The organism is Mesorhizobium sp. P2_F8 (genome assembly GCF_056403655.1).
The window spans coordinates 125634-150773 of record NZ_JBFUFB010000004.1 but is presented as its reverse complement, the minus strand read 5'-3'; the positions used below and the strand labels follow the sequence as shown (position 1 = coordinate 150773).

The window sequence follows — 25140 nt, the reverse complement described above, 5'->3', positions numbered from 1 at the left end:
TCTCTCAGACCTCGTGCAGGTAGAGGTGATAATCCAGTTCGCTCACCGTGCGCGCCACGCGCAGATACTCGGACTGCTTGATCGCCACGAAGGTGCGGTGCAGGTCTTCGCCGAGCGCGCCCTTGAGGAAGCTGGATGCCCTGGCGGCCTCGATCGCTGCGCGCCAGTCGACCGGCATCGTCGTGCGCGTCACCGCTGCCTCGTAGCCGTTGCCGGTGGTTTCCGGGCCGGGATCGAGACCTTCGTCGAGACCTTTGATGATGCCGGCCAGCACGGTAGCGGCGATCAGGTAGGGGTTGGCGTCGACGCCCGACGGCCGGTGCTCGATGCGCCGGTTCTTCGCGTCGCCGGCCGGCACGCGTAGCGCCACCGAGCGGTTGTTGACGCCCCAGGTCGGCGCCACCGGCGCATAGGATTGCGACACAAAGCGCCGCCAGGAATTCGCATGCGGCGCAAACACCAGCATCGACTCGGCCATCGTCTGAATCAGGCCGCCGAGGCCGCGCAGCAGCGGCAGCGACCAGCTCTCGCCGCCGGCTTCGGCAAAGACGTTTCGGCCCGCTCTGTCCTGCAGCGAGACGTGGAAATGCATGCCCGAGCCGGCATATTTTTCGATCGGCTTGGCCATGAAGCAGGCGGTGACGCCGTGTCGGCGCGCCTGTGCCCGCACCAGCCGCTTCAGCATGACCAGGTCGTCTGCCGCCCGCATCACGTCCTTGCGGTAATTCAGCGTCAATTCGTACTGGCCAGGCGCATATTCGGAAATCACCGTCTCGGCCGGAATGCCTTGTGCCTTGGCAGCCGCATAGATGTCGGAGAACAGCGGCTCCATGCCGTGCAGGTGATCGACGGAATAGACTTCTGTCTTGCCCGAGACGCGGCCGTCGAGCACGGCGCGCGCCGGCTGCACCTTGCCGTCGGCATCGCGCTCGTTGGACAGGAGAAAGAATTCCAGCTCGAAGGCGCCGGCGGGATGAAGACCCTTGGCGGCCAGGATCTCCACTTGCCGTGCCAGCGCCAGGCGCGGATCCGACGACATCGGCTGGCCGTCGAGGTGATACATCTCCATCAGCAACTGGCCGCGTGGCGGGTTCGTGCCGTAGAGCGGCACCAGCGTGCCGGGGATAGGCCAGGCCCTGAGGTCGCCGTCACCGGTTGTCCAGATCAGCCCGGTTTCGTGCACATCCTCGCCGGTGATATCGAGGCCGAGGATCGAGATCGGCATGTGCCGGCCGCCCTCGAAGATGCTTTTCAGCTCATGCCGGCGCACGATCTTGCCGCGGCCGACGCCATTGGCGTCGGTCAGCACGATATCGAAGGCCTCGATCTCGGGATGGGCGTCGAGGAAGGCTTGCGCCTCGGTGGGCGTCGAGCCCGAAGGTGAGGTCATGATCTGTCCGGCTTTGCTTGGCGCGCCCATGTGTTAGCCGCTTGTCTCATGCCGCAAGCTTCGCCGCAACCGCGCCGAAGGCGGTGATCAGCCGGTTGATCTGGGCACCGGTGGTCGCCGGCGAGATCAGCATCATGTTGTGGAAGGGCGCGATCAGCACGCCGCGATTGACCAGCGCGACATGGATGGCGGCTTCCAGTTCCGGCGCATGCGCCGTCTCGGCCTCGGCGCCATTCCGCAGCGGGCCGGGCGCACAGATGAACTCGACGCGGGCGCCGACGCGGGCAACATGCCAGGGCAAGCGATACCGGTCGATGACGCCGGTCAGCCCGGCGTCGAGCCGCCGCGCCAGATCGTCCATGCGGGCATAATTGTCTTCGGTCATCACCTCTTCGAGCGTGGCGCGCATCGCCGCAAACTGCAGCGGATTGGCCGAGAGCGTCGTGCCCATGCCGGAATAACCCGGCTCCTTCTCCCTGTTGTAGGCTGCATAGCGCGAGGCGACACCGTCGCTCATGCCCCACACACTGGCCGGCACACCGCCGGCGATCGGCTTGCCCAGCACGAAGAAGTCCGGGTCCAGCCCGTATTTCCTGGTGTAACCGCCTAGGCCGGTCGAGATGGTGTGCGTCTCGTCGATCAGCAGCAGCGTACCGGCTTCGCGCGTCAGCCTGCGCAACGCGTCATGGAAGCCCGGATCGGCCAGCACCATGCAGGAATTGGTCAGCACCGGCTCGGCGATGACGCAGGCGACATCCTTGTCCCCATGCGCGGCCTCCAGTGCGGCGACATCGTTGAACTCGATCACCTTCGCCGTGCGGGTCAGGTCGCGGAATTCGCCCGCCAGTCCCGGCCGGTTGACCGGAACACCATCCACCAGCCGCACCATCGTCTCGTCGACCGAGCCGTGATAGCAGCCATTGAAGACCAGGATCTTTTCGCGCCCGGTAACGGCGCGGGCGACCCGCAACGCAAAGCGGTTGGCATCGGTCGCCGTCGTCGCGATCTGCCAGAACGGCAGGCCGAAATGCTGCTGCAGCAGCGGGCCGATGGCGAGTGCGTCTTCGGAGGGCAGCATATAGGTCAGGCCACGTCCGGCCTGGCGGCGGATGGCGCGCGCCACCGGCGGCGGCGAATGGCCGAACATCGAGCCGGTGTCGCCCAGACAGAAATCGTCGAGCCTGATACCGTCGATATCGGTTATGGTGGCGCCCCTGGCTCTGTCGACCAGGATCGGAAACGGCGTCGGCCAGTCGTTCATCCAGTGCATCGGCACGCCGCCGAAGAAGCCCGGCAGGCCATTACCGACCTTCGCCTGTGATTGCGGCCGCGCCTTGCGGAAGGCTGCCGCCTCGGTCTCGCGCAGATCGGCAATGCGATCGCGATCGATGCCGCCGATGGACGTCCTTGAACTGCCGCTATGCATGAAAACCCCTCTGGTCGTCTCTCATAGCCAATCCATGTCCGCGACCGCAATTGGCCGCGCGTCTGTCCTGCATTGGCTCAGCCGCTGGTGGCAACGCTTGACGCTGCTGGCGAAACCAGCGCCAATGAGGGGCAATTGTGGGTGCGGGGGGGAAAAATGCGGACGATCATTTGCGCGACGGGGCTGCTTTTGTCGGCCAGTATGGCCTGCGCCTCAGGTGGCATCTGGTGCAACGTCGACGATGCGGCGGTGGCATTCGAGGTCGGCGCCGGTGTCACCAGAGGCATGGGCGGCCCGACTTTCAACTTTCGCGGCGACCTCGAAATCAAGGCAAGGTCCGCTGACGACCATCTGCGCAAGACCGTGTTCGAGGATGCCAACCTCACCCAGTACTGGCTCGACGACAAGGATCTGCGGCTGAACATCTATCATGAGCACGAGGTGGCCCAGACCTTCAGCTCCGTCGAACTGACGATCCTGACCAAGGCCAGCGATGAAGGTGTCTATGACGGGCAGTACACGCTTGCCGTCTATGACAGCACCGCCGACAAGGACGGCGATGGCAACACCACCGATCTGACCGGCAAGGTTTCCTGCGGCGCCGAGTGATCCCAGACCAGGGTGTGTTGAGATTCAGGTCAGGCCGAGCCGAAAATGATGGCTTTCGAGAACCGGAGCGGAGCGGACGTTCGGGTCCGTGAGCACCGGAAGCGCAGTGAGCTGTCGTTTGCAGGCCGGCCTCACCTGAATTTCAGCACACCTTACGCCGTGATGTCGATGACGCCGCAATCGCCGGCCGCACTGCCGAAGGCGACGCGGCGCTCTTCCTTGTCCCACATCATCGAGGTGATGGCGCCCTTGCCCGGTCGCCGCAACAGCACTTCCTTGGCATCGGAAAAGCGTACCGCCATCACCATGCCGTCATCATAGCCGACGGCGACGACATCCTGGCTCGGGTGGCAGGCGACTGCCGTCACCATGGCGTTGCCGCGCGTGCCGAGTTCCAGGGGCGCCTTGCCCATCGGGCCGTCCTTGCCTGAAAACGGCCAGACGATCGCCGCCGGTGCACCGGAACTCGCCAGCCACTTGCCTTTCGCGCTCCATGACAGGCTTTTGACCTTGCCGGGATAGCCGCTCATGCGCATGTGTTTGCCGTCGGCAAGCTTCCAGCCGTGCAGGGCGTTCTCCTGCATCGTGGTGACTAGGAACGCACCGTCGGGCGAGAAGGTGATGCCGGTATGGGCGCCGGCCCATTCGAGCTCCGCCGGCTTGCCTTCGGTGGCCGGGAAATGCAGCGTCGCGCCATTGTAGCGGGCAACACCGAAGCGCATGCCCTTGGGCGAGAACGCCAACCCCTCGACCGAACGCGGATGGGCAAATTCCCTGGTCTTGCCGTCGGCGAAGCGCACGAAGGCGGTCTTGCCTGAGGCATAGGCGATGGCACCCTGCGGTCCGGCTGCGACGCTGGTGATCCATTTTTTCCCGGCGCTCGCCAGCTCCAGGAAGCTGCCGCCCGCGGCAACAGAAAAAATCTTGCCATCCTCGCCGCCGGTGATCAGCCGATCATTGGCCGCATCGTGGAAGGCGGCGAGCAGCCCGTCATTGGCTTGAATGGTCTTGTGGCCATGGTCGAGCCGGTGGACGGCACCATCGGCCATCGCGAAATGCGGCACGTCGCCGAGGAAGACGGCGGCGACGCAGTGGCCTTCGAGATCAAGCGGGGCGACGGTGGGCATGGGCTAGTTCAATTTCCTGCTTTTGGCGAACAGAGGTGAGTAGGTTTCCAGGTAGGCTTCATGCATGACGACGTAGAACCTCGTCCAAAGATCCGAAGTGTCGATGAAGTTGACGATTCGCCGATCGTCATCGTCATCAAAGGAACCCCAGGAAACCACGATATTCTCGCCAGACCGAGTCAACTCGGGAGCAAGGTCACCAAGACGGAAGAAGCGTCCTCTCTCTCGCGAAAAAAGTTGGATGACGTAAGGATAATATTCTATCTCGGTTGCGAAATTGGCGCACAAGTCCGACCTGCGCACTCGCTTTGTCATGAAATTTACCGGGCATCCGGCACGCAGTTTGCCAACAAGTCGTAGGGCCATCGGCCTTTAGACCGATAGCTTCTTTTTCACACTGCCCTGCTTGGCGTCAAGCTGCCGCCTGGCAGGCGTCAAAACTCTTCTTCAGCCGCTCGGCATCGAGTTCGCGGCCGATGAAGACCAGCCGGCTCTCATGCTTCTCGCCGTCCTTCCAGGCGCGCTGGTGATCACCCTCGATGATCATGTGCACGCCCTGGATGACGTAGCGCTCGTCATCGCCCTTGAGCGCGATGATGCCCTTCAGCCGCAGGATGTTGGGGCCTTCCATCTGGGTGATTTTCTCGATCCAGGGGAAGAATTTCTTCGGGTCCATCTCGCCGCCGCGCAGCGACACCGACTGCACCGTCACGTCATGGATGTCGGAAGGATGCGCGTGATGGTGGTGGTCATGCCCATTATGGTCATGATCATGATGGTCATGGTCATGGTCATGGTCATGGTCGTGGTCATGATCGTGATGGTCGTGATCGTCATGCGTCTCGAGGAAATGCGGATCGTTTTCCAGCGCCCTTGAAAGGTCGAAGGCACCGCGGTCGAGCACTTCCGATAGGGCGACGCCGGCGCGCGTCGTCCGATGGATCTTCGCCGCCGGATTGATGGCACGGATCGTCGCTTCGACCTTGGCGAGCTCTTCGGGGGTGACGAGGTCGGTCTTGTTGAGCACGACGACGTCGGCGAAGGCGATCTGGTCCTCGGCTTCCCTGGAATCCTTGAGCCGCAGCGGCAGATGCTTGGCATCGACCAGCGCCACCACCGCGTCGAGCCTGGTCTTGGAGCGCACATCGTCGTCCATGAAGAAGGTCTGCGCCACGGGCACCGGATCGGCGAGGCCGGTGGTCTCGACCACGATGGCGTCGAAACGGCCGGGCCGGCGCATCAGGCCTTCGACGACGCGGATCAGGTCGCCGCGCACTGTGCAGCAGACGCAGCCATTGTTCATCTCGTAGATTTCCTCGTCGGATTCGACGATCAGTTCATTGTCGATGCCGATTTCGCCGAACTCGTTGACGATGACGGCGTAGCGCTTGCCGTGGTTTTCCGACAGGATGCGATTGAGCAGCGTCGTCTTGCCGGCGCCGAGATAGCCGGTGAGAACGGTTACGGGGATCTGCGTCTGTGCGTCGCTCATGACTTGCCTCGAAAAATCTGGGCCTTGAAAAAAGCCTCGAAAAGGGATTGTCGGCTCCATATAGGACGTGTGCCGGGCTTTTGCACGAGGCAAACCGATGGGCCAAACCGGCTTGCCGGCATTGCCGAATTTTCATTTGGCGGGAGCCGCCGTCACAGCCTAGATCAGGAGACGGGGGGCCAATTCGAGAGGCACGATATGTCCGGAAAGCCATTGTCCATCTCATTGAGCCGGCGCAAGGCGCTCGGCTTGATCGCGGTGACTGCCGGCGGTGGTGCCTTCCTGCCGGCCGCGGCAATCGCTGCCCAGTCTTCGTCCTATGCCGGGCTGACCCTGTTCCAATCCGGCGCCGGCGTTTGTGCCATCACGCCCGAGGTGACCGAAGGGCCGTTCTATTTCGACCCGAAACTCGAACGTGCCGATGTCACTGAAGGCAAAAAGGGCGTTGCCCTCACCGTAAGGCTGCAGGTTGTCGACGCGACCTGCCGCCCGCTTGCCGGCGCCCGCGTCGACATCTGGCATTGCGATGCGCAAGGTGCCTATTCGGGCTACCCGGGACAAGGTGACGGCCGTGATGTCGACACGTCGGGCCAGACGTTCCTGCGTGGCTGGCAGAAGACCGATGCAAGCGGCATCGTTTCCTTCGCCACCATCTATCCCGGCTGGTATCACGGCCGCACCACCCATATCCATTTCAAGGTCTTCCCTGACGAGAATTCGGTGATGACCGGGCAGTTGTTCTTCCCCGACAGCGTCAGCGACCAGATCTTCACCACTGTCGCGCCATACAACGACAGGCCCGGCAAGCGTGACACCTCGAACGCCGGCGACGGCATCGCCAGGCAGGCCGGACCGCTGTCGCGGGCCGCACTGCACGAGGTGGAGGATGCCTATCAGGCGCTGATGATCGTAGCGGTGAAGCCCGGCTGAGCGACATTCCCTCACGCATCTGGTCCGCGGCGAAAACTCCGCTCGCGAAAAGTCGTTTGTCATCTAACTGAAATAAACATCTGGCATTAGCCACGGCGGACACCGCAATGCTTGCCGGCAAAGCTGTTTGGAGCGCCGGAATCTTTTTGATTGTCGATTGCCAACCGGCCGGCTGAGTCTATGCTGACCGCACCGGTACGGCCGAAGAGGGATGACCATGGCCAAGGCGGACAAGACTGCAACAATGAGCCGGCTGCATTCGGCGGCAAGGCTGGCAAGAACCGCGCTCGCGGCGCGGCTTCTGGCACACGGCTTCTATGCCGGCCAGGACCAGATCATGCTGGCGCTCGACCGTGAAGACGGCCAGACGCCGGGAAATCTCGCTGGACGCCTCGGCGTGCGCCCTCCGACCATCACCAAGACCATCAACCGCCTGCAGGCGCAGGGCTTTCTGGAAAAGCGCGCCTCCTCGGCCGATGCTCGCCAAGCCCATATTTTCCTCACCGACACGGGCCGCGACATCATCCACGCTATCGAGAAATCGGTGAAGAAGACCGAAAAGCAGGCGCTGAAGGGCCTCGACAAGAAGGACCAGAAGGCACTGTTCAAGCTGCTTGCCCGCATCGAGGCCAACCTCTCGAATGAGGAATTGGTGTTGATCGACGACGACGCCGAGACGGACGACTGATCGCCTGGTCCCGGCGCAACGATCAAGCCGCCTCCGTTGCAGCGCCTTGGATCAGCGATGACCAGCGCCCCGGCGTCATGCCATACGCCTTCTTGAATTGCCTGATGAAATGGCTTTGGTCGCTGAAGCCGGCCTCGATGGCGATCTGCGCCAAGGGCTCGCCGGCGGCAATCATCCGCCGCGCGCTCTGAAGCCGGCGCATCACCAGGAAGCGATGCGGGCTGGTGCAGAAGGCGGCCCGGAAATGCCGTGACAAGGCATAGCGGTCGAGCCCGGTGATCGCCTCCAGTTCGCCCGAGCTGACGGGGCGGCCGAAATTCTCCGTGAGATAGTCGCGGGCCAGCGTAGCCGCCCGCCATGCTGTCCTGGCAATCGGCTTCGCAGGCCGGCCGGCATGGCGGGTCAGGCTTTGCATCAGCTGGGCGAGGAAGTCGGCAACGAACAGCTCGTCGAGTTCCTCCTCCAGTGGCCCCAGCGCCGAAAGCAGCGTCGTGCAGAAGCTATCGTCCGTCAGCACGCCGTCCCTGACAAAGGGCAAAGACGCGCCGCCAAGACAGTCGAGCATCAGCGACGGTTCCAGATAGAGCATCCTGTAGCGCAATCCGTCCTCGGTGCCGGCACCACCGTCATGCAATTCGTCGGGATGCAGCACAATGATCTGGCCAGGCAGGCTGTGGCGCGTCGCGCCGAGGTAGCGAAACCGCTGCACGCCATGCAGCGTCACCCCGATCGCATAGGTGTCGTGGCGATGCAGGTCGAAGGCACTGCCATGGAACCGCGCCTCGATCCGCTCCATGCCGGCCGGATCGGAGGCGGAGATGATGCAGTTCTCCGCCGCGTCAACGCACAAACGTCCAAGACCCTCGAAGGCCTGGCTGTTTAGATCGTGCGACATCTTCTCCTTCAGCCTCGTATCGGGGCAAAGCTCGAATGGTCAATGTCTCATGTTCGATACGAAATTTGCAATCGTGCTCAGGCAGGATCTGCCGGTCTGGCAGAAACTCAACGTCACCGCCTTCCTGACCAGCGGCATCGTCGCCCAATTCCCGGACATCATCGGCGAACCCTACCGCGACCGCGCCGGCAATCTCTACAATCCGCTGTCGATCCAGCCGGTCATCGTGCTGTCCGCCGACCAGGCAACGCTGGCCGCAATCAACCGGCGCACGCTGGAGCGTGGCGTGACAACCTCGCTCTATGTCGAGGAGATGTTCGCGACCGGCCACGACGCGGCCAACCGTGCAGTCTTTGCCGAATTCGCACCTGAAGACGCAAAGGTGGTCGGTATCGCGCTTCGCGCCGAGAAGAAGGTGGTCGACAAGATCACCAAGGGCGCCCGCATGCACGACTAGGGTGCGCTGAATATGCCGGCCTGATCGGGGGTTTCGACGCACCTTCGCTCCAAAAGACTAAGCCTGCCGGGCGCTGTTGTTGTGCCAGCCGGCTTTGGCGTGGTGGCAGCCGACAATTGGCTTGCCGGCAAGCGGCATTTCCCGCAAAGGTGGGCTCCAGCCCAGCTTCCCATCCGGCCTGCAAGTGAGTGCTCCCCAAAGACATCCAGAAAGCGCAACGCCCCCGGTGGCGATCCTCTGCATGCTTTCCACCTACATCTTCTTCACCTTCCTCGACACCAGCAGCAAATATCTCGTCCTGGCCGGCGTATCCGTACTGATCGTCGCCTGGGTGCGATTTGCCGTGCATGTGGTGCTGGTCGGCACGCTTTTGCGCGGCTGGCGGCAACCGGTGCGGTTTCGCCCGGTCAACCTGCCGGCCCATGTCCTGCGTGGTCTGTTCCTGTTCGGCTCGACCATGTTCAACATCCTGGCGCTACGGTCCCTGCAACTGGCCGAAACCACCTCGATCTATTTCTTCGGGCCGATGGTCATCACCGCACTTGCCGGCCCGCTGCTTGGCGAATGGGCCGGCTGGCGGCGATGGCTGGCGATCCTGGCTGCTTTCGCCGGGGTTCTGATCATCACCCGGCCAGGTGTCGGCGTTTTCGGCATCGGGCATCTCTTTGCCCTCGGCTCGATGCTGTCGAACTGCTTTTACGTCATCATGACGCGCCGCATGTCGGCGACCGAGACGTCGGAAAGCCTGATCCTGTTTTCGGCACTGGCGCCGGCGGTGCTGCTTTTGCCCCTGCTGCCGTTTTCGTTTTCCCTGCCGCATGATGGCTGGCACTGGTTCGTCCTGCTCATGCTTGGCGTGTTCGGCGGCGTCGGCCACTGGCTGCTGGTCCAGGCCTACCGGCTTGCGACGACCACCGCATTGGCGCCCTATCCCTATTCGCAGATGGTATATGATCATTTCCGGCTGGATCGTCTTCAAACAGTTCCCTGACCGTTGGACATTGGTCGGCGCCGCGATCATCGTCGCCAGCGGCCTCTACATCGTTCATCGCGAGCATCGGCTTCGGCTGCAGAGCCGAGCGGCCTCCGATGTCGAAGCGGAGGCGTTGGCAAAAAAACTTTGATTTACTGCCGATCGATGGCATAACGCCGCCTTTAAACTGTTTAATGCATGTGGGAACCGGTTTCGGGACAACGACGTGCATAAGGACTGAAGCCGGTCGGGGAGCACAGGTCGCTGGCACAGAAAATCAAGCTTTCGACGATCGCGGATGCGCTCGGCGTCTCCACGGCCACGGTGTCACTGGCGCTGCGCGACAGCCCGCTGGTCGCCGGCACCACCCGCGACCGCATCAAGGAACATGCCCGCGCCATCGGCTATATCTATAACCGGCGCGCCGCCAGCCTGCGCACCTCGCGTTCGGGCATTGTCGGGGTCGTCGTCCACGACATCATGAACCCGTTCTTCGCCGAGATCCTGCGCTCGATCGAAAGCGAACTCGACCGCAGCCGCCAGACCTTCATCCTGTCCAACCATTATGACCAGCTCGAGAAGCAGCGCACCTTCATCGATACGCTGCTGCAGCTGGGCGCCGACGGCGTCATCATGTCGCCGGCCATCGGCACGCCGGCTTCCGACATCCTGATGGCCGAGGAGAACGGCCTGCCGGCGGTGCTGATCGCACGCACGGTCGAGGGTGCCGATGTGCCGGTCTTTCGCGGCGACGATGCCTATGGCACCGGGCTCGCCACCAACCATCTGATCTCGCTCGGCCACAAGCGCATCGCCATGATCGGCGGCACCGACCAGACCTCGACCGGCCGTGATCGCTACCAGGGCTATGTCAACGCCATGGAGGCGGCCGGGCTTGAGGTCAGGCCGTCCTGGCGCATCGCCGGCCCGCGCACCAAGCAGGCCGGCTTCGAGGCCGCCGGGCAGTTCCTGGCTCTGAAGGACAAGCCGACGGCTGCTTGCTGCTGGAACGACCTTGTCGCCATCGGCCTGATGAACGGCATCGCGCGTGCCGGCCTGGTGCCGGGCGTCGACATCTCGGTCACCGGCTATGACGATCTCGAAGAGGCGGCGATTGCGACGCCTGCGCTGACCACCGTCTGGAACGGCCAGCGCGAGGTTGGACGCCGCGCCGCCAGCGCGCTGCTGGACAAGTTGAACGGGCAGACGGTGCGGCCGTCGCAGGAACTGATCAAGCCGGAACTGCATGTGCGCCAGTCGACCGGCAAGCCGGTGGAGCGTGCATGACCAAGGCCGAACAATTGCAGACCGTCGCCATTCTGGTGCCGGGCGACTTCAACGATCATGCGGTCAAGCGCATCGACAACACCTTCAACCCGGTCAGGATCGAACGAGCCGATCCGGCGCTGGTCACCGAAGAAATGCGCAGCAACGTGCGTGGCATTGCCTCGTTCGCCGGCATCAATGCGGCGATGATGGATGCATTGCCCAATCTCGAACTCATCGCGTCCTTCGGCGTCGGCTATGATTCGGTTGATGTCGGCCATGCGGCCGCCAGAAACATCATGGTCACCAACACGCCCGACGTGTTGACCGAAGAGGTTGCCGACACCACGATCGGGCTGCTGATCAACACCATCCGCGACCTGCCGCGCGCCGAGACCTGGCTGCGTGACGGCAGCTGGCTGCGCAAGGGCAACTATCCGCTGAGCCGGCTGACCTTGCGTGGCCGCAAGGTCGGTATTTTCGGCATGGGCCGCATCGGCCAGGCGGTTGCCCGGCGGCTGGAAGCTTTTGGCCTGTCGGTCGCCTATCACAATCGGCGCCGGGTCGAAGGCTTGAGCTACCAGTACCACCCGACATTGAAGGGCCTCGCCGAAGCGGTCGACACGCTGATTTCGGTGGCGCCCGGCGGCGCCTCGACGGAGAAGGCGGTCAATGCCGAAATCCTGTCGGCGCTGGGCGCCAACGGCGTCTTCGTCAACATCGGCCGCGGCAGCACGGTCGACGAGGCAGCGCTGGCGGCAGCGCTCGCCAATGGCACCATCGCCGCCGCGGGCCTCGATGTCTTCGCCGACGAGCCGAACGTGCCCAAGGCGCTGCTCGATGCACCGAACACCTCGCTGTTGCCGCATGTCGGCTCGGCCTCGGACCATACACGCCGGGCCATGGCGGATCTGTGCGTCGACAATCTGGTCTCCTGGTTCGCAGAACGTCGTCCGCTGACGCCGGTGCCGGAGACTGTGAATGTGAAGGCCAAAGCAATTCCAGGAAAAGTGTGAAGCGCCTTTCCGTCCGGATATGCGGCAGGCTGCCACACTTTATTAACGTCCGTTTAACCATCTGAAATCATTCTTCATCCTGTCCGTGTTCGAGGATGAAGAATGATAAAAACGCTTTCCCTCGTGACAGCTGCCGCCGCGCTGTTTGGGAGCTTTCATGTGCTTTACGACGGCGGCGGTGAAAGTGCCGCCGATGCGGTCGCACCATCCAACAGCTACAGGCTGGTGGCCAATGGCGACCAAGGCAACTGCGCGGTCACACGCGGTGCGTCGGTTTCAGATGACCTGTCGCTGTTGACGATGGGGCCGAACTGCCGCCGGCTCTTGCCCGGTATCGAGCGGGCAAAGTTCTGGCGCCAGGAACAGGACGGCACGGTCGCCTTCAGCGCCAATGGCGTCGATCCGATCGTCACCTTCGCGGTTGCTGACGGTGACGGCTACGAATCCTATGCGCCGGCCGCACCATTGCTGTCGCTGGCGGCGACAGGTGATTTTAGGGACTGATTATTCCGCTGCGGCGCGCGCACCCGCTTTCGCCACGGCGTGCAGTCGCACGGCATCGCCGAAGGCACGGAAAATCTTGACCGAGTTGCTGTCCGAGTTGACCCAATATTCCGGATGCCATTGCACACCGACGGCGAAGGCGCGTGAGTCGCGCACCGAAACCGCCTCGACCGTGCCGTCACCGGCGACCGCCTCGATCTGCAGTTTCGAGCCCAGCCGGTCGATCGCCTGGCGGTGCAACGAATTGACCTTGATGTCTCCGGCGCCGAACACGCCGGCCAGGCAGCTGCCCGGCTTGATCGAAATGGTCTGGTGGATGGCGAAGCGCTCATCCTGATTGTCGCTCACCGGCGCGCGGTGGTCGAACGAACCCTCGCGCTCCTGGATCTCGGTGCCCAGCGTGCCGCCGAGCGCCACGTTCATTTCCTGGATACCGCGGCAGATGGCGAGCAGCGGGACGCCGCGCTCTATCGCCCTGCGAATCAGCGGGAGAGTGGTGGCGTCGCGCGCCGGGTCGTAGGGGCCATTGGCCTCGCTGGCGTCGCCGCCATAGAGCGAGGGGTGCACATTGGATTTCGACCCGGTGACCATGACCCCGTCGACCGACGAGAGAAGTTCGTCGAAGTCGAGCCTGTCGCCGAACGATGGCACCAGCACCGGAAACACGCCGGCACCGGCAATCGCCGCCTCCAGATATTGCTGCGGGGCGGCATGCCAGGTGTAGTTGTCGAACTGACGTACGTCGGTCGATATGGCGACGAGCGGCTGATGCATTTTGGCTCTGTTTTCCATCTGCAAAGGATGTCCTGCCTCCAAAATAGGCGATCCGCCGCCATTTTTCCATGACAAGTTTCACGTGTCGCATGGGCCACGAAACAGCCTGTTAGACTATAGTTGCAAGGCGGCTGGGCTTCGCCGTCAAATCGGGCCGCCGCGCTGGACTCGACCTCTTGCCTGTGTATTGTTTCGCGCCAACCGACACGGAAGCGAGGATTTTCCGAACGTCGGTCTGTCTGGTCCAAAAGGGAGGAACTTCATGGATCGTCGTTCATTCATTCGCAAGGCTGGTGTTACTGGCGTCGGTGCTGCGGCGGCGGCGGCCACGCTCGCGGCGCCGGCAATAGCCCAGTCCAATCCCAAGGTGACGTGGCGGCTTGCGTCGTCCTTCCCGAAGTCGCTCGACACCATCTATGGCGGCGCCGAGGTGTTCTCCAAAATGCTGTCGGAAGCCACCGATGGCAACTTCCAGGTCCAGGTCTTTGCCGCCGGCGAGCTCGTGCCCGGCCTGCAGGCCGCCGACGCCACCACGGCCGGCACGGTCGAGGCCTGCCACACGGTGGCATATTATTACTGGGGCAAGGACCCGACATGGGCGCTCGGTGCGGCGGTTCCCTTTTCGCTCAACGCGCGCGGCATGAACGCCTGGCACTACCATGGCGGCGGCATCGACCTGTTCAACGAGTTTCTCGCCACGCAGGGCCTTTTCGGCCTGCCGGGCGGCAACACCGGCGTGCAGATGGGTGGCTGGTTCCGCAAGGAGATCAACACGGTTGCCGACCTGTCCGGCCTCAAGATGCGCATCGGCGGCTTTGCAGGCAAGGTGGTGCAGAAGCTCGGCGTCGTGCCGCAGCAGATCGCCGGCGGCGACATCTATCCGGCGCTGGAAAAAGGAACCATCGACGCCGCCGAATGGGTCGGCCCGTATGACGACGAGAAGCTCGGCTTCTACAAGGTGGCGCCCTACTACTACTACCCCGGCTGGTGGGAAGGCGGTCCGACCGTCCACCTGATGTTCAACAAGGCGAAATACGACGAGCTTTCGCCGGCTTACAAGTCACTGCTGCGCACCGCCGCCCAGGCTACCGATGCCAACATGCTGCAGAAGTACGATTATCTGAACCCGGCAGCGGTGAAGCGGCTTGTCGCCGGTGGTGCGAAGCTGCGCCCATTCAGCCAGGAGATCATGTCCGCCTGCTTCGAAAAGGCCAACGAGGTCTATGCCGAAATGGAAGCCTCCAACGCGCCGTTCAAGAAGATCTGGGAATCGATCAAGGGCTTCCGCAAGGAGCACTATCTTTGGGCGCAGGTGGCCGAATACAATTACGACACCTTCATGATGGTCCAGCAGCGCAACGGCAAGCTTTAGCTCCTGTAAACCACTCCAATGTATTCATTCAAGGACCCCGGGCCTGTTCGCCCGGGGTCTTTCTTTTCAGGCTGGCGAGGAACTCACCTCGATCAGTATTCCGCCTGGCGCAAGGCAGTAGAAGGTGGTCGAATTGACGCCGCCTCGCGTCAGCTCCTGGACTTCGCCAGGCGCGGGGCCCGCATCGGCAAGCTCGGCCTGCTTTGCGTGCACAATGTCCGGTTTGCCGACGAAGAAGCCGACGTGAAAACCATCGGGATAGCTGGCTGCCCGTCCCTTGCCTGGTGTCATCAGGTTGAGGGAAAAACCGTCGGTGCCGCGTAGAACCGCGAAGGCATCCTTGCCGCGCATAGCGACAAGCTCGAAGCCGAAATGGCTGGTGAAGAAGCCGGCAAGAGCCGCGACTTCGGTGGCAATGAGATTGGCATGGTTCAGTTTCATGGTCCTTTGTCCTGTCGTTGGTTGAAGCGTTGACAGGCGTGGCTGCAGACCGTGAACCGGCGGGGCCGTGGCATCAGGAAATCCGGACATGACCCAACCGGCTCGCGGGTTTTGGCCTCGCTTGCCGGCAGTGGGTTCTCCCGCAAATCATGCGGTGAACGGGCCTCCGTTCAACAACGGAAGAAACCGGACTACCGAACCGGTCATGTCTTCTTCGGCGCGTACCCAATAACCGATCGATGGGTTGCCGGCAAGCGCGCACGGCCAAGCCGCAGCCGCTCAGCCCGCGCGCGGCACCACCAGCACCTTGACCTCGCCAGGCGCCGGCGGATTGGCGATCACCGCTGCCGCGTCTTCGAGCGCCACTTGCCTGGAGATCAGCCGGTCGATCTCGATTGCGCCCGATGCAATGAGTTCGGCGGCGCGGCGATGCGTGTAGGGATTGAGGAAGGAGCCGAGCACTTTCAATTCCCGGAACAGCAGGTCGAAAGGCTCGAATTCCGCTTTCATGCCTTGCGGCGTCACGCCGACGATGACGACCTTGCCGCCGGCGCGGGCCAGCCGCATCGACTGCTCGACGGTCTCCCGCACGCCCGCGCATTCGAAGACGACGTCGACACCGCCTGGCGCCAGGCCCGTTGGTCCGGCGACGGCATTGATGACATCGGCGGCGGTCGGATCGACCGTCGCCGTGGCCCCGAGATCTTCGGCGAGCGCGCGCCGCGAGGCCTGCCTGGTCGACAGGATGATGGTCGTGGCCCCGGCCAGGCGCGCCAGCTGCACCGTGAGCAGGCCGATCACGCCGCCGCCAAGCACGGCCACCGAGCTGCCTGGCCTGATTTCGGCCAGATCCACGCCATGCAGGCAACAGCCGAGCGGTTCGCAGAAGGCACCATGCGTCGGCTTCAGGTCGGCAGGCAGGATGAAGGCTTGCTTCTGCGGCAAGGCAAGGTATTCGGCAAAGCCGCCATCGCGATGAATGCCGATGGCACGCAGGTTGCTGCAGAGGTTGACCCGCCCTGCATGACAGTGCGCGCAACGCCCGCAGGCGATGTTGGGGTCGCCGGTGACGCGGTCGCCCACGGCAAAGCCGGAGACGGATTCTCCGAGCGCCTCGACGATGCCGGAGAATTCATGCCCGGGCGTCACCGGTGGCGTGCACGGGAATTCGCCGTGGAACAGATGCCGGTCCGTGCCGCAGACGCCGCAGGCTTCAACGCGCACCAGAAGCTCATCAGGCCCGATGCTGGGCTTGTCGACCTCGCGCAGCGCGATGCTGCCCACCGCTTCCAGCCGAACCGCTTTCATGATCGTGGCCATGCCGGGTTCAGTTGAAGCTTGGCGGTTGCGACAGGTCCGGCTGGGGTGCCGCCGGTTTGGCCGGCGGCGTGTCGCCGAAACTCGGTGGTTGCGACAGATCAGGGGCGGCAGGAGCGACCGGCGCCGAGCCGCCGTCGGCCGGCGGTGTGCCAAGCGGCGACAGGCCGGGGACTTCCGGCACCTTGTAGTCGATCGTGCCGGGATCGACCACCGTGCCCTTGTAATGCATCACCATCTGCGGGAAGGCGATGGTCAGCCCGATCATGATCACCTGGATGCAGACGAAGGGCACCGCGCCCCAATAGATCTGCCCGGTGGTGACCGGTGCGATCTGTTTGCCGGTGATGCGGTCGAGATAGGGCACGCGCGCAGCGACCGAGCGCAGGTAGAACAGCGCGAAGCCGAAGGGCGGGTGCATGAAGCTGGTCTGCATGTTGACGCCCAGAAGCACGCCGAACCAGATCAGGTCGATGCCGAGCTTGTCTGCGGCCGGCGCCAGCAGTGGCACGATGATGAAGGCGAGTTCGAAGAAGTCGAGGAAGAACGCCAGGAAGAAGACCAGCATGTTGACGCCGATCAGGAAGCCGACTTCGCCACCCGGCAGCGAGGTCAGCAGGTGCTCGACCCAGATGTGGCCGTTGACGCCGTAGAAGGTGAGCGAGAACACCCGCGCGCCGATCAGGATGAACAGGACGAAGGACGACAGCCGCGTCGTCGAGGTCAAGGCCTGCTTGACCACGTCCAGCGACAGCCGCCCCTTTGCCGCCGCCATGATCAAGGCGCCGACAGAACCCATGGCGCCGCCCTCCGTTGGGGTGGCGATGCCGAGGAAGATGGTGCCGAGCACCAGGAAGATCAGCGCCAATGGCGGGATCAGCACGATGATCACCTGCTGTGCCAGCCTGGACATCATGTTGAAGTTCAGGCGTTTGTCGGCAATTGCCACGACGTAGATGAAGAGCACGCCGGCGGTGGCGCCGAGAATGTCGGCATTGTCGCCATGCGCCGGCGCGAGATAGCGATACGCCGCGTAGGAAACCGCCAACGTGACCAGCAATGCCGCCAGCAGCGACAGAACGCCGTGGCCGAGCGTGCGGGCCTCCAGCGGCAGCGCCGGCACCGATGCCGGCCGGACGATCGACATGATCAGGATGTAGAGCGCGTAAAGGCCGGTCAGCACCAGGCCCGGGATCAGCGCGCCCGCATACATGTCGCCGACCGAGCGGCCGAGCTGGTCGGCCAGCACGATCAGCACCAGCGACGGCGGGATGATCTGGGCGAGCGTGCCGGATGCGGCGATGACACCGGATGCCAGCCGGCGGTCATAGCCGTAGCGCAGCATGATCGGCAGCGAGATCAGGCCCATGGCGATGACGGATGCCGCCACCACACCGGTGGTTGCTGCCAGCAGCGCGCCGACGAAGATCACCGCATAGGCAAGGCCGCCGCGGATCGGTCCGAACAGCTGGCCGATCGTGTCGAGCAGGTCTTCGGCCATGCCCGATCGCTCGAGCACGATGCCCATGAAGGTGAAGAACGGAATGGCAAGCAGCGTGTCGTTCGACATCACCCGGCTGCCGTAGAAATTATCCGGCAGGGCGTGCAGAAGCGGCCAGGCGAGATTGATCGATCCACCGGAATAGGGCGAGAGAAGCACGCCGATGAAGAAGAACATCAAGCCGTTGGCGGCCAGCGAAAACGCGACGGGGTAGCCGATCAGCAGGAAGATGATCAGCGAGGCGAACATGATCGGCGCCATGTTCTGGGCGATCAACTCCATCATGAACGCACCTCTTCGGCCAGCGCCTTGGCTTCGAGTTCGGCCTGCTCATGTGCCGATATGAACGGATTGGGGTCGTCCATATCGCCGCGCATGATGGCGATCTTCTTGATGATCTCGGAGATGCCCTGCAGAGCGAGCAGGAAAAAGCCGACCAGCAGGATGGCCTTGGCCGGCCAGATGATCAGTCCGCCGGAGTTGTTGGACATCTCGCCGCTGCGAAACGACAGCGACACGTAGGGAACGAAATAGATCACCATCAGCGTCACGAACGGCATCAGGAAGAGGATGTGGCCGAGCAGGTCGATCCAGTGCTGCACGCGGCGCGAAAACATGCCGTAGACGATGTCGATGCGGATATGTTCGTTCTGCTTCAGCGTATAGGCGGCAGCCAGCATGAAGGCTGCGCCGAACAGATACCACTGCAGCTCCAGCCAGGCGTTCGAGGATATGTCGAAGATCTTGCGGATGATGGCGTTGGCGGCGCTAACCAGGATCGCCAGCAGGATCAGCCACGACACCCATTTGCCGATGAATTCGTTAGCGCGATCAATGGTCCTGGATAGAGCGAGAAGCCCTGCCATGCATTCCTCCCTGTGCCGGAGGCGTGCCGGCTTCCCCCTCAGGTCCGTCACGCCGTGTGGTCCAACGGTATGCCGCGCGTGGATTGACGGGTCAACAAGGATGGAGGCAGCAAAGGTCATCGCATCGGCGGGCAGGTCCGGATACTGGCCGTCTGCCCCGGCGTCATGCAACCAAAGTCTGATGGTTTCAGGCGATTTTGGCGGTGTCGCGGCCGGCACCGATCAGCACCAGGATGGCGACCAGGAACAGATACATCCAGGCGTCGCGCCATTCGACCGGGAAATAGCCGGCCCACAGCGATTCGGCCATGCCGAAGGCGGCCGCACCGAGCGCTGCGCGCGGCGGCGAGAGATAGCCGCCGACCGCGGTCACGAACAGGATCTTCAAGCCGTAGACCAGGCCTGACCCGAAGCTGACGTTGCCGTAATAGAGGCCGGCCATGACGCCGGCCAGTGCAGCGCAGAAACCGCCGAACAGCACCGCATGCCGGAACACCGCGCGCACGTCGACACCGCACATGGCGGCCGCCTTGGGATCGTCGGAGACGGCGCGCCAGCGCCGGCCGAAGCTCGAACGGGCAAATGCCCACGCAGCCAGCACGATTGCAGCCAGCACCACCGCGCAGTCGATGAGCTGGATGAGCGTCAGCGTTGCCTTGAAGGTTGCGTCCTGCGCGAAAACGACGGGCTGTGCCAGCATCGGCGGCAGCCACAGATCATGCGTGTCGGCGGCGATACGGCTTGCTTCCGACAACAAAAGCAGGATGCCGAGCGTCGTCACCACGATCGCATTGGGCGAGCGGTCGGCCAACGGTTCGAAGACGCTGCGCGACAGCACGTAGCTGACCAGCGCGGAATACAGGAAAGCCGCGGCGACGCCGAGTCCCACCGCAGCCAGCAGCGTCAGCCACAGCACCTGATAGCCGAAAGCCGCGGTGAGGATCATCGTCTGGCCGCAAAACGCAAACAGTGCGCCATAGGCAAGATTGGTGCGGTGCAGGATGCCGTTGGTCAGCACGTAGCCGAAGGCGAGCAGCGCGTAGAGCGCCCCCGAATGCAGCCCGTTCAGCACCTGCTGGAAAAAATAGAGCATGCAAAACCCTCGGATCATGCCGTCCCGAAGCAACGGTTTTGACGACGACATGTTCAAAAAGGCTGCGGGAACCGCATCCTCACGAAGGTTTGCATCGCTGAATCTAACTTGTCAAATGCGATTTATCGGTTAGATTTCGAGCATGACGGTATCCTGGACCCCGCACCGCTTCACCGGCGGCCTGCTTGCGCTCGACACGGCGAACACCGTGGTGCTGCGCGGCGATCCGGAGAAAACGTTCGACCGCTTCGATGATCCGGCCGAGATCGCCCGCTTTGCCGACGCGGCGAGCGGCTTTCGCGCCGCCGAACTGGGCGACCGGCAACTGGCGGTATCGTCGCCCGTCGCAATCGCGCCCGTCGTGCTGTCGATCCGCGAGGCGACGGACCGGCTGTTTCGTGGCGCGGTTTCGAAAGGCACGGTTGCCACCGCCGATCTGCCCGGGTTCTTGAGCGCCTGCGCGGAGGGGCTGGCTGGCAGCCAGACTGAAATCGGGGCGCCGGGGAGGCCGTTCGGCGACCCGGTGACACCGATCGCCTTCGAGGCGGCGCTGGCGGTTTCCGCCCTGTCGCTGCTGCGCGACGACACCGTCGCAAGGCTGAGGATCTGTCCCAACTGCACCTGGCTGTTCGTCGACAGAAGCCGCAATTCCAGCCGTCTTTGGTGCGACATGGCGGTATGCGGCAACCGTCAGAAGGCAAGTCGTCACTATCGTCGCCGCCGCATGGCGGCCAATGAGGTCAAGGATGCTTAGAAGTCTTTCCCGCTCGATCGTTGTCGGCGCTGCATTGATTGCCGCCGTTGCGCTCGGTGCCTGCCGCGATACCGGCAACGACGAAGGCAAGCTGTTCGAGATTTCCGGCAAGATATTCGTCTTCAACTACCGTCTCGCCAGGGCGACCTATGTCGTCACGCTGCGGCCGCTAAAGCCAATGGGAGACGGCCAGGTGGCGGTCGCCAGCTTCCAGGATCCCGCCGGCGGCGCGCCTTTGATGGTCGAGCAGAAGGTCTGGCCGAAGCTCGACAAGGTGACCCTTGAGAGCCCGGCCCTGACCTGCGTCGTCAAGAACAAGCCCTATGCGATCGCCATCAGCATCAAGGGCGCCGATGGCGCCATCCTGCAAAAGATCGACACCACGTTGATGTCGACGGAGGACCAGTCGGTGCTGCCCGACCGGCCGCTGGTCATCGATCAGCTCTACACGGCCAATCCCGATCTCGTCGGCCATCCCGACGGCAAGTTGCCGGGTGAACCGAAGCCGGATTGCTCCAAAGGCATCTGACGCGCAGAAATTTAGTGCGCTAGGCAGCGTCCGTGGAGTGGTTTCGCACCCAATTCGAGATCGCCTCGGACCGTTCGTTGCGGTACCTTCGATTTTGTTTGACCTGCCTTGCAAGGGGAGAAAGGATGCGTCATCCGACTCCGAACGTTGGCTGCCTGCTCCCACGCGGCCTCCGCAGAGGAAATGCCTGATGACGCTGCACGATGTCGCGCTCGACGACAAGTTCGACCTCGCAAAGGAGCGCATCTTCCTGTCCGGTGCGCAGGCGGTCATCCGCATGCTTCTGATGCAGCGCGAGCGCGACCGTCGCGCCGGCCTCAACACGGCGGGCTTCGTTTCCGGCTATCGCGGCTCGCCGCTCGGCGGGCTCGACATGCAGTTGTGGAAGGCCAAGACGCATCTGGCCCAGGCCGACATCGTCTTCCAGCCCGGCCTCAACGAGGAGCTTGCCGCCACCGCTTGCTGGGGATCGCAGCAGGCGGAACTGCTGGGCGAGGGCACCCATGATGGTGTCTTTTCGGTCTGGTACGGCAAGGGGCCGGGCGTGGATCGTTCGGGTGACGTGTTCCGCCACGCCAATCTCGCCGGCTCGTCCAAACATGGCGGTGTGCTCGCCCTGATGGGCGACGACCACATGGCCGAATCATCGACCAACGCGCACGCCACCGAATTCCTGTTCGTCGACACCATGGTGCCGATCCTCAATCCGGCCGGCGTCCAGGAGATCATCGATTACGGCCTCTACGGCTTTGCCATGTCGCGCTTTGCCGGCACTTGGGCGGCCATCAAATGCGTCAAGGACAACATCGAATCGACGGCTTCGGTCGATGCCTCGCTCGAACGGCTGAACATCGTCGTGCCCGATTTCGACATGCCGCCCGGCGGTCTCAATATCCGCCACGAGATCGACATGCTCGGCCAGGAGGAGCGGCTGCATGAATACAAGCGCGCCGCTGCCTCCGCCTTTATCCATGCCAACGGGCTGAACCGCATCGTCTATTCGGGCGGCCGCAACCCGAAGCTCGGCATCATCACACTGGGCAAGAGCTATCTCGATGTCCGCCAGGCGTTGGAGGACATCGGCATCGACGAGGCGGCCGCCAACCGCATTGGCGTGCGGCTGTTCAAGGTCGGCTGTCCCTGGCCGCTCGACCTGCAGCATATCGCCGACTTTGCCCGCGGCCTCGACACCATCGTCGTCGTCGAGGAGAAGCGCTCGCTGATCGAGGTGCAACTGCGTGAAAGCCTTTACGGCACCGCCTCGCAGCCGGTCATTGTCGGCAAGAAGGACGAGCGCGGCGACTGGCTGTTTCCAGCCAAGGGTGCGCTCGACCCCAACGAGATCGCCATCGCGCTTGGCGAGCGGATCGTGCGGACGATCGGACCGTCGGACGAGATTTCGGCGCGGGTGGCAAAGCTGCGCCAGTTCCAGGCGATGTTGGCGGATGCCACCGACATCGGCTCGCGCACCCCGTTCTTCTGTTCCGGCTGTCCGCACAATTCCTCGACCAAGGTGCCGGACGGCTCGATCGCCGCTGCCGGCATCGGTTGCCACTTCATGGCGCTGTGGATGGACCGCAACACCCTCGGCTTCACCGCGATGGGCGGCGAGGGCGCGCAATGGGTTGGCCAGGCGCCGTTCTCGAAGCGCGACCACATCTTCCAGAATCTCGGCGACGGCACCTACAACCATTCCGGCACGCTAGCGATCCGCTTCGCACTGTCGACCGACGCCAACATCACCTACAAGATCCTCTACAACGACGCCGTCGCCATGACCGGCGGCCAGCCGCACGAAGGCGGCCTGACCGTCGACATGATCGCCAGGCAAGTGCGCGCCGAAGGGATCAACCGCATCGCGATCGTCACCGACGAGCCGGACAAATATGCCGGCAAGGCCGAATTCCCGGTCGGCGCCACCATCCATCACCGCGACGACCTCGATCTCGTCCAGCGCGAGCTGCGCGGCGTCAAAGGCGTGTCGGTGCTGCTTTACGACCAGACCTGCGCGGCCGAAAAGCGCCGCCGCCGCAAGCGCGGCACCTTTCCCGATCCCGACAAGCGGGTCTTCATCAACGAACTGGTCTGCGAAGGCTGCGGCGATTGCGGCGTGCAGTCGAACTGCGTTTCGATCCAGCCGGTCGAGACCGAATTCGGCCGCAAGCGCAGGATCGACCAGTCGAGCTGCAACAAGGATTTCTCCTGCGTCAACGGCTTTTGCCCGTCCTTCGTCACCGTGCACGGCGCCAAGATCCGCAAGGCCGAGGGGACGGCCGGCAAGGCCGACCCGCTGGACGGCGTGCCGACGCCCGCCGAATTCCCGCTTGGCGAGCAGGGCTGGGCGGCGATCATCGATGGCGTCGGCGGCACCGGCGTCGTCACCGTCGGTGCGGTGCTCGGAATGGCGGCCCATCTCGAGGACAAGGGCTGCGGCATGATCGACATGGCCGGCCTCGCGCAGAAGGGCGGCTCGGTGTTCACCCATGTCCGCATCGCCCGCACCCCGGACGACATCCATGCCATCCGTGTCTCGGCCGGCAAGGCCGATCTCGTGCTTGGCTGCGATCTCGTCGTGTCGGGCGCCAAGAAAGTGCTGACGGCGGTGCGCGAGGGCCACACCATCTTTCTCGCCAACACCGCCGAGATCATGCCCGGCGAATTTGCCCGGTCGGCCGATTTCTCGTTGCCGATCGAGCGCCTGAAGAAGGCGATCCGCGCCGCCGCCGGCGACGGCAAGGCGCATTTCTTCGACGCCACGCGCACGGCCACCGCGCTGTTCGGCAATTCGCTCGGCGCCAACATGTTCATGCTCGGCTTTGCCTTCCAGCACGGCGGCTTGCCGCTTTCGGCCGAAGCTGTCGAGAAGGCGATCGAGCTCAATGGCGAAGCCGTGGCGATGAACATCGCCGCCTTCCGCTGGGGCCGCCGTGCCGCCCATCAGCCGGATTTCGTGCGCGGCCTCGTCGCCCAGCCGGGCAAGACCGGGCAGGCCGCGGCGATCGCCGAGACGCTGGATGACATCATTGCCCGCCGCGTTGCTTTCCTGACCGCCTACCAGAATGCCGCCTACGGCAGGCGTTATGCCGGAAGGATCGCCGTCCTGCGCACCGCCGAAGCCAAGGCCGTGCCCGGTTCGACCGCGGTGTCGGAGGCTGCCGCCAGGAACCTGTTCAAGCTGATGGCCATAAAGGACGAGTACGAGGTGGCGCGGCTCTACACCGATGGTTCCTTCGCCGCCGAATTGGGCAAGCAGTTCCAGAGCTACGAGAAACTCGAATTCCATCTCGCCCCGCCGATCATGGGCCGCCGCGGCAATGACGGCACACCGAGGAAATCGAGCTTCGGCCCCTGGATGATGAAGGGTTTTCGCCTACTGGCGGCGATGAAAGGTGTGCGCGGCACCGCCTTCGACCTGTTCGGCTACACCGCCGAGCGGCGCATGGAGCGGCAACTTCTTGTGCAGTACGAGGCGGATCTGGACCTCGTCGCCAGATCGCTGGCGCCGGCCGGGGTCGATGCGGCAATTGCCCTGGCCTCGGTGCCGGCTCTCATTCGCGGCTATGGCCACGTCCGCCAGGCCAGCGCCGAAAAGGCGGCCGGCGAACGCAAAAGGCTGCTCGAACGTCTGTCGAACACGTCGGCACGGCCGAAACTTCAAGCTGCCGAATGATCGATACGCCTTGTTTACCTGAAGCCCAGTTTCCCAGCCGATCCTGCATC

At 63.6% G+C, this 25140-nt stretch carries 23 protein-coding genes and 1 pseudogene; 13 read left to right on the top strand and 11 right to left on the bottom strand.

From position 1 onward, the window contains the following. Nucleotides 1-4: 4 nt before the first annotated feature. Together AC1DZP_RS11500 and AC1DZP_RS11495 are read right to left on the bottom strand one after the other, a co-directional pair. Nucleotides 5-1390, bottom strand: coding sequence for a glutamine synthetase family protein (locus tag AC1DZP_RS11500; protein ID WP_477302399.1), 1386 nt, complete (start codon nt 1388-1390; stop codon nt 5-7). Between the two features lie 46 nt (nt 1391-1436). Further along, nucleotides 1437-2816 carry an aspartate aminotransferase family protein gene (locus AC1DZP_RS11495; RefSeq protein WP_477302397.1) on the bottom strand — a complete coding sequence of 460 codons (1380 nt, stop codon included), beginning with the start codon at nt 2814-2816 and terminating at the stop codon, nt 1437-1439. 156 nt (nt 2817-2972) lie between these two features. On the opposite strand from AC1DZP_RS11495, the gene AC1DZP_RS11490 reads away from it, so the two are divergent. Further along, a complete protein-coding gene (locus AC1DZP_RS11490) occupies nt 2973-3425 on the top strand; it encodes a hypothetical protein (protein ID WP_477302395.1) in 453 nt (150 codons plus the stop codon). 152 nt (nt 3426-3577) lie between these two features. On the opposite strand, the gene AC1DZP_RS11485 is transcribed toward AC1DZP_RS11490, so the two are convergent. Then, nucleotides 3578-4552 carry a WD40 repeat domain-containing protein gene (locus AC1DZP_RS11485; RefSeq protein WP_477302393.1) on the bottom strand — a complete coding sequence of 325 codons (975 nt, stop codon included), beginning with the start codon at nt 4550-4552 and terminating at the stop codon, nt 3578-3580. A 60-nt stretch (nt 4553-4612) separates the two neighbouring features. On the opposite strand from AC1DZP_RS11485, the gene AC1DZP_RS11480 reads away from it, so the two are divergent. Further along, the gene (locus AC1DZP_RS11480; RefSeq protein WP_477302391.1) at nt 4613-4912 is read left to right on the top strand and encodes a hypothetical protein; all 300 of its coding nucleotides are present in this window, start codon (nt 4613-4615) and stop codon (nt 4910-4912) included. A 52-nt stretch (nt 4913-4964) separates the two neighbouring features. Here AC1DZP_RS11480 and AC1DZP_RS11475 read toward each other — a convergent pair whose 3' ends face one another. After that, nucleotides 4965-6044 (bottom strand): CobW family GTP-binding protein, encoded by a 1080-nt coding sequence (locus AC1DZP_RS11475; protein ID WP_477302389.1) that lies wholly within the window; start codon nt 6042-6044, stop codon nt 4965-4967. Nucleotides 6045-6242: 198 nt separating this feature from the next. On the opposite strand from AC1DZP_RS11475, the gene AC1DZP_RS11470 reads away from it, so the two are divergent. Next, a complete protein-coding gene (locus AC1DZP_RS11470) occupies nt 6243-6974 on the top strand; it encodes an intradiol ring-cleavage dioxygenase (protein ID WP_477302387.1) in 732 nt (243 codons plus the stop codon). A gap of 217 nt (nt 6975-7191) precedes the next feature. Beyond that, nucleotides 7192-7662 carry a MarR family winged helix-turn-helix transcriptional regulator gene (locus AC1DZP_RS11465; RefSeq protein WP_095084311.1) on the top strand — a complete coding sequence of 157 codons (471 nt, stop codon included), beginning with the start codon at nt 7192-7194 and terminating at the stop codon, nt 7660-7662. Nucleotides 7663-7684: 22 nt separating this feature from the next. Here the strand turns inward: AC1DZP_RS11465 and AC1DZP_RS11460 are convergent, their stop codons facing one another. Continuing rightward, nucleotides 7685-8557 (bottom strand): AraC family transcriptional regulator, encoded by an 873-nt coding sequence (locus AC1DZP_RS11460; RefSeq protein ID WP_477302385.1) that lies wholly within the window; start codon nt 8555-8557, stop codon nt 7685-7687. A 49-nt stretch (nt 8558-8606) separates the two neighbouring features. Between AC1DZP_RS11460 and AC1DZP_RS11455 the strand changes: the two genes are divergently transcribed. The 5 genes and pseudogenes from AC1DZP_RS11455 to AC1DZP_RS11435 all read left to right on the top strand — a co-directional run bounded on the left by AC1DZP_RS11455 (nt 8607) and on the right by AC1DZP_RS11435 (nt 12773). Beyond that, complete coding sequence (locus tag AC1DZP_RS11455; RefSeq protein WP_457150945.1) at nt 8607-9014, top strand: DUF2000 family protein; 408 nt, start codon at nt 8607-8609, stop codon at nt 9012-9014. A gap of 241 nt (nt 9015-9255) precedes the next feature. Further along, nucleotides 9256-10138: pseudogene (locus tag AC1DZP_RS11450) on the top strand (DMT family transporter). 113 nt (nt 10139-10251) lie between these two features. Next, nucleotides 10252-11274 (top strand): LacI family DNA-binding transcriptional regulator, encoded by a 1023-nt coding sequence (locus AC1DZP_RS11445; RefSeq protein ID WP_184873355.1) that lies wholly within the window; start codon nt 10252-10254, stop codon nt 11272-11274. Continuing rightward, nucleotides 11271-12269, top strand: a complete 999-nt coding sequence (locus AC1DZP_RS11440) for a 2-hydroxyacid dehydrogenase (RefSeq protein ID WP_477302383.1) — start codon at nt 11271-11273, stop codon at nt 12267-12269. The genes AC1DZP_RS11445 and AC1DZP_RS11440 overlap by 4 nt, the downstream gene beginning before the upstream one ends. Nucleotides 12270-12371: 102 nt before the next feature. Next, the gene (locus tag AC1DZP_RS11435; RefSeq protein ID WP_477302381.1) at nt 12372-12773 is read left to right on the top strand and encodes a hypothetical protein; all 402 of its coding nucleotides are present in this window, start codon (nt 12372-12374) and stop codon (nt 12771-12773) included. Here the strand turns inward: AC1DZP_RS11435 and AC1DZP_RS11430 are convergent, their stop codons facing one another. Further along, nucleotides 12774-13547, bottom strand: a complete 774-nt coding sequence (locus AC1DZP_RS11430) for a gamma-glutamyl-gamma-aminobutyrate hydrolase family protein (RefSeq protein ID WP_095084310.1) — start codon at nt 13545-13547, stop codon at nt 12774-12776. Between the two features lie 262 nt (nt 13548-13809). Between AC1DZP_RS11430 and AC1DZP_RS11425 the strand changes: the two genes are divergently transcribed. Continuing rightward, entirely contained in the window at nt 13810-14919 is a 1110-nt protein-coding gene (locus tag AC1DZP_RS11425; RefSeq protein WP_457150949.1) for a TRAP transporter substrate-binding protein, read from the top strand. A gap of 66 nt (nt 14920-14985) precedes the next feature. Here AC1DZP_RS11425 and AC1DZP_RS11420 read toward each other — a convergent pair whose 3' ends face one another. The 5 genes from AC1DZP_RS11420 to AC1DZP_RS11400 form a co-directional block, all read right to left on the bottom strand. Continuing rightward, on the bottom strand, nt 14986-15360 hold the full coding sequence (locus tag AC1DZP_RS11420; RefSeq protein WP_477302379.1) for a VOC family protein: 375 nt from the start codon (nt 15358-15360) through the stop codon (nt 14986-14988). Nucleotides 15361-15639: 279 nt separating this feature from the next. Beyond that, entirely contained in the window at nt 15640-16668 is a 1029-nt protein-coding gene (locus AC1DZP_RS11415) for a zinc-dependent alcohol dehydrogenase family protein (protein ID WP_477302933.1), read from the bottom strand. Nucleotides 16669-16687: 19 nt separating this feature from the next. After that, nucleotides 16688-18463 (bottom strand): TRAP transporter large permease, encoded by a 1776-nt coding sequence (locus tag AC1DZP_RS11410; protein ID WP_477302377.1) that lies wholly within the window; start codon nt 18461-18463, stop codon nt 16688-16690. Then, on the bottom strand, nt 18460-19044 hold the full coding sequence (locus AC1DZP_RS11405) for a TRAP transporter small permease subunit (RefSeq protein ID WP_477302375.1): 585 nt from the start codon (nt 19042-19044) through the stop codon (nt 18460-18462). Before AC1DZP_RS11405 ends, AC1DZP_RS11410 begins: the two co-directional genes overlap by 4 nt. A 187-nt stretch (nt 19045-19231) precedes the next feature. Next, nucleotides 19232-20137 carry a branched-chain amino acid ABC transporter permease gene (locus AC1DZP_RS11400; protein ID WP_477302373.1) on the bottom strand — a complete coding sequence of 302 codons (906 nt, stop codon included), beginning with the start codon at nt 20135-20137 and terminating at the stop codon, nt 19232-19234. A gap of 142 nt (nt 20138-20279) precedes the next feature. On the opposite strand from AC1DZP_RS11400, the gene AC1DZP_RS11395 reads away from it, so the two are divergent. The 3 genes from AC1DZP_RS11395 (at nt 20280) to AC1DZP_RS11385 (ending at nt 25090) form a co-directional block, all read left to right on the top strand. Continuing rightward, a complete protein-coding gene (locus tag AC1DZP_RS11395; RefSeq protein WP_477225156.1) occupies nt 20280-20891 on the top strand; it encodes a CGNR zinc finger domain-containing protein in 612 nt (203 codons plus the stop codon). Further along, a complete protein-coding gene (locus AC1DZP_RS11390; RefSeq protein ID WP_477225157.1) occupies nt 20884-21420 on the top strand; it encodes a hypothetical protein in 537 nt (178 codons plus the stop codon). Before AC1DZP_RS11395 ends, AC1DZP_RS11390 begins: the two co-directional genes overlap by 8 nt. A gap of 190 nt (nt 21421-21610) precedes the next feature. Continuing rightward, a complete protein-coding gene (locus AC1DZP_RS11385; protein WP_477302371.1) occupies nt 21611-25090 on the top strand; it encodes an indolepyruvate ferredoxin oxidoreductase family protein in 3480 nt (1159 codons plus the stop codon). Nucleotides 25091-25140: the final 50 nt, after the last annotated feature.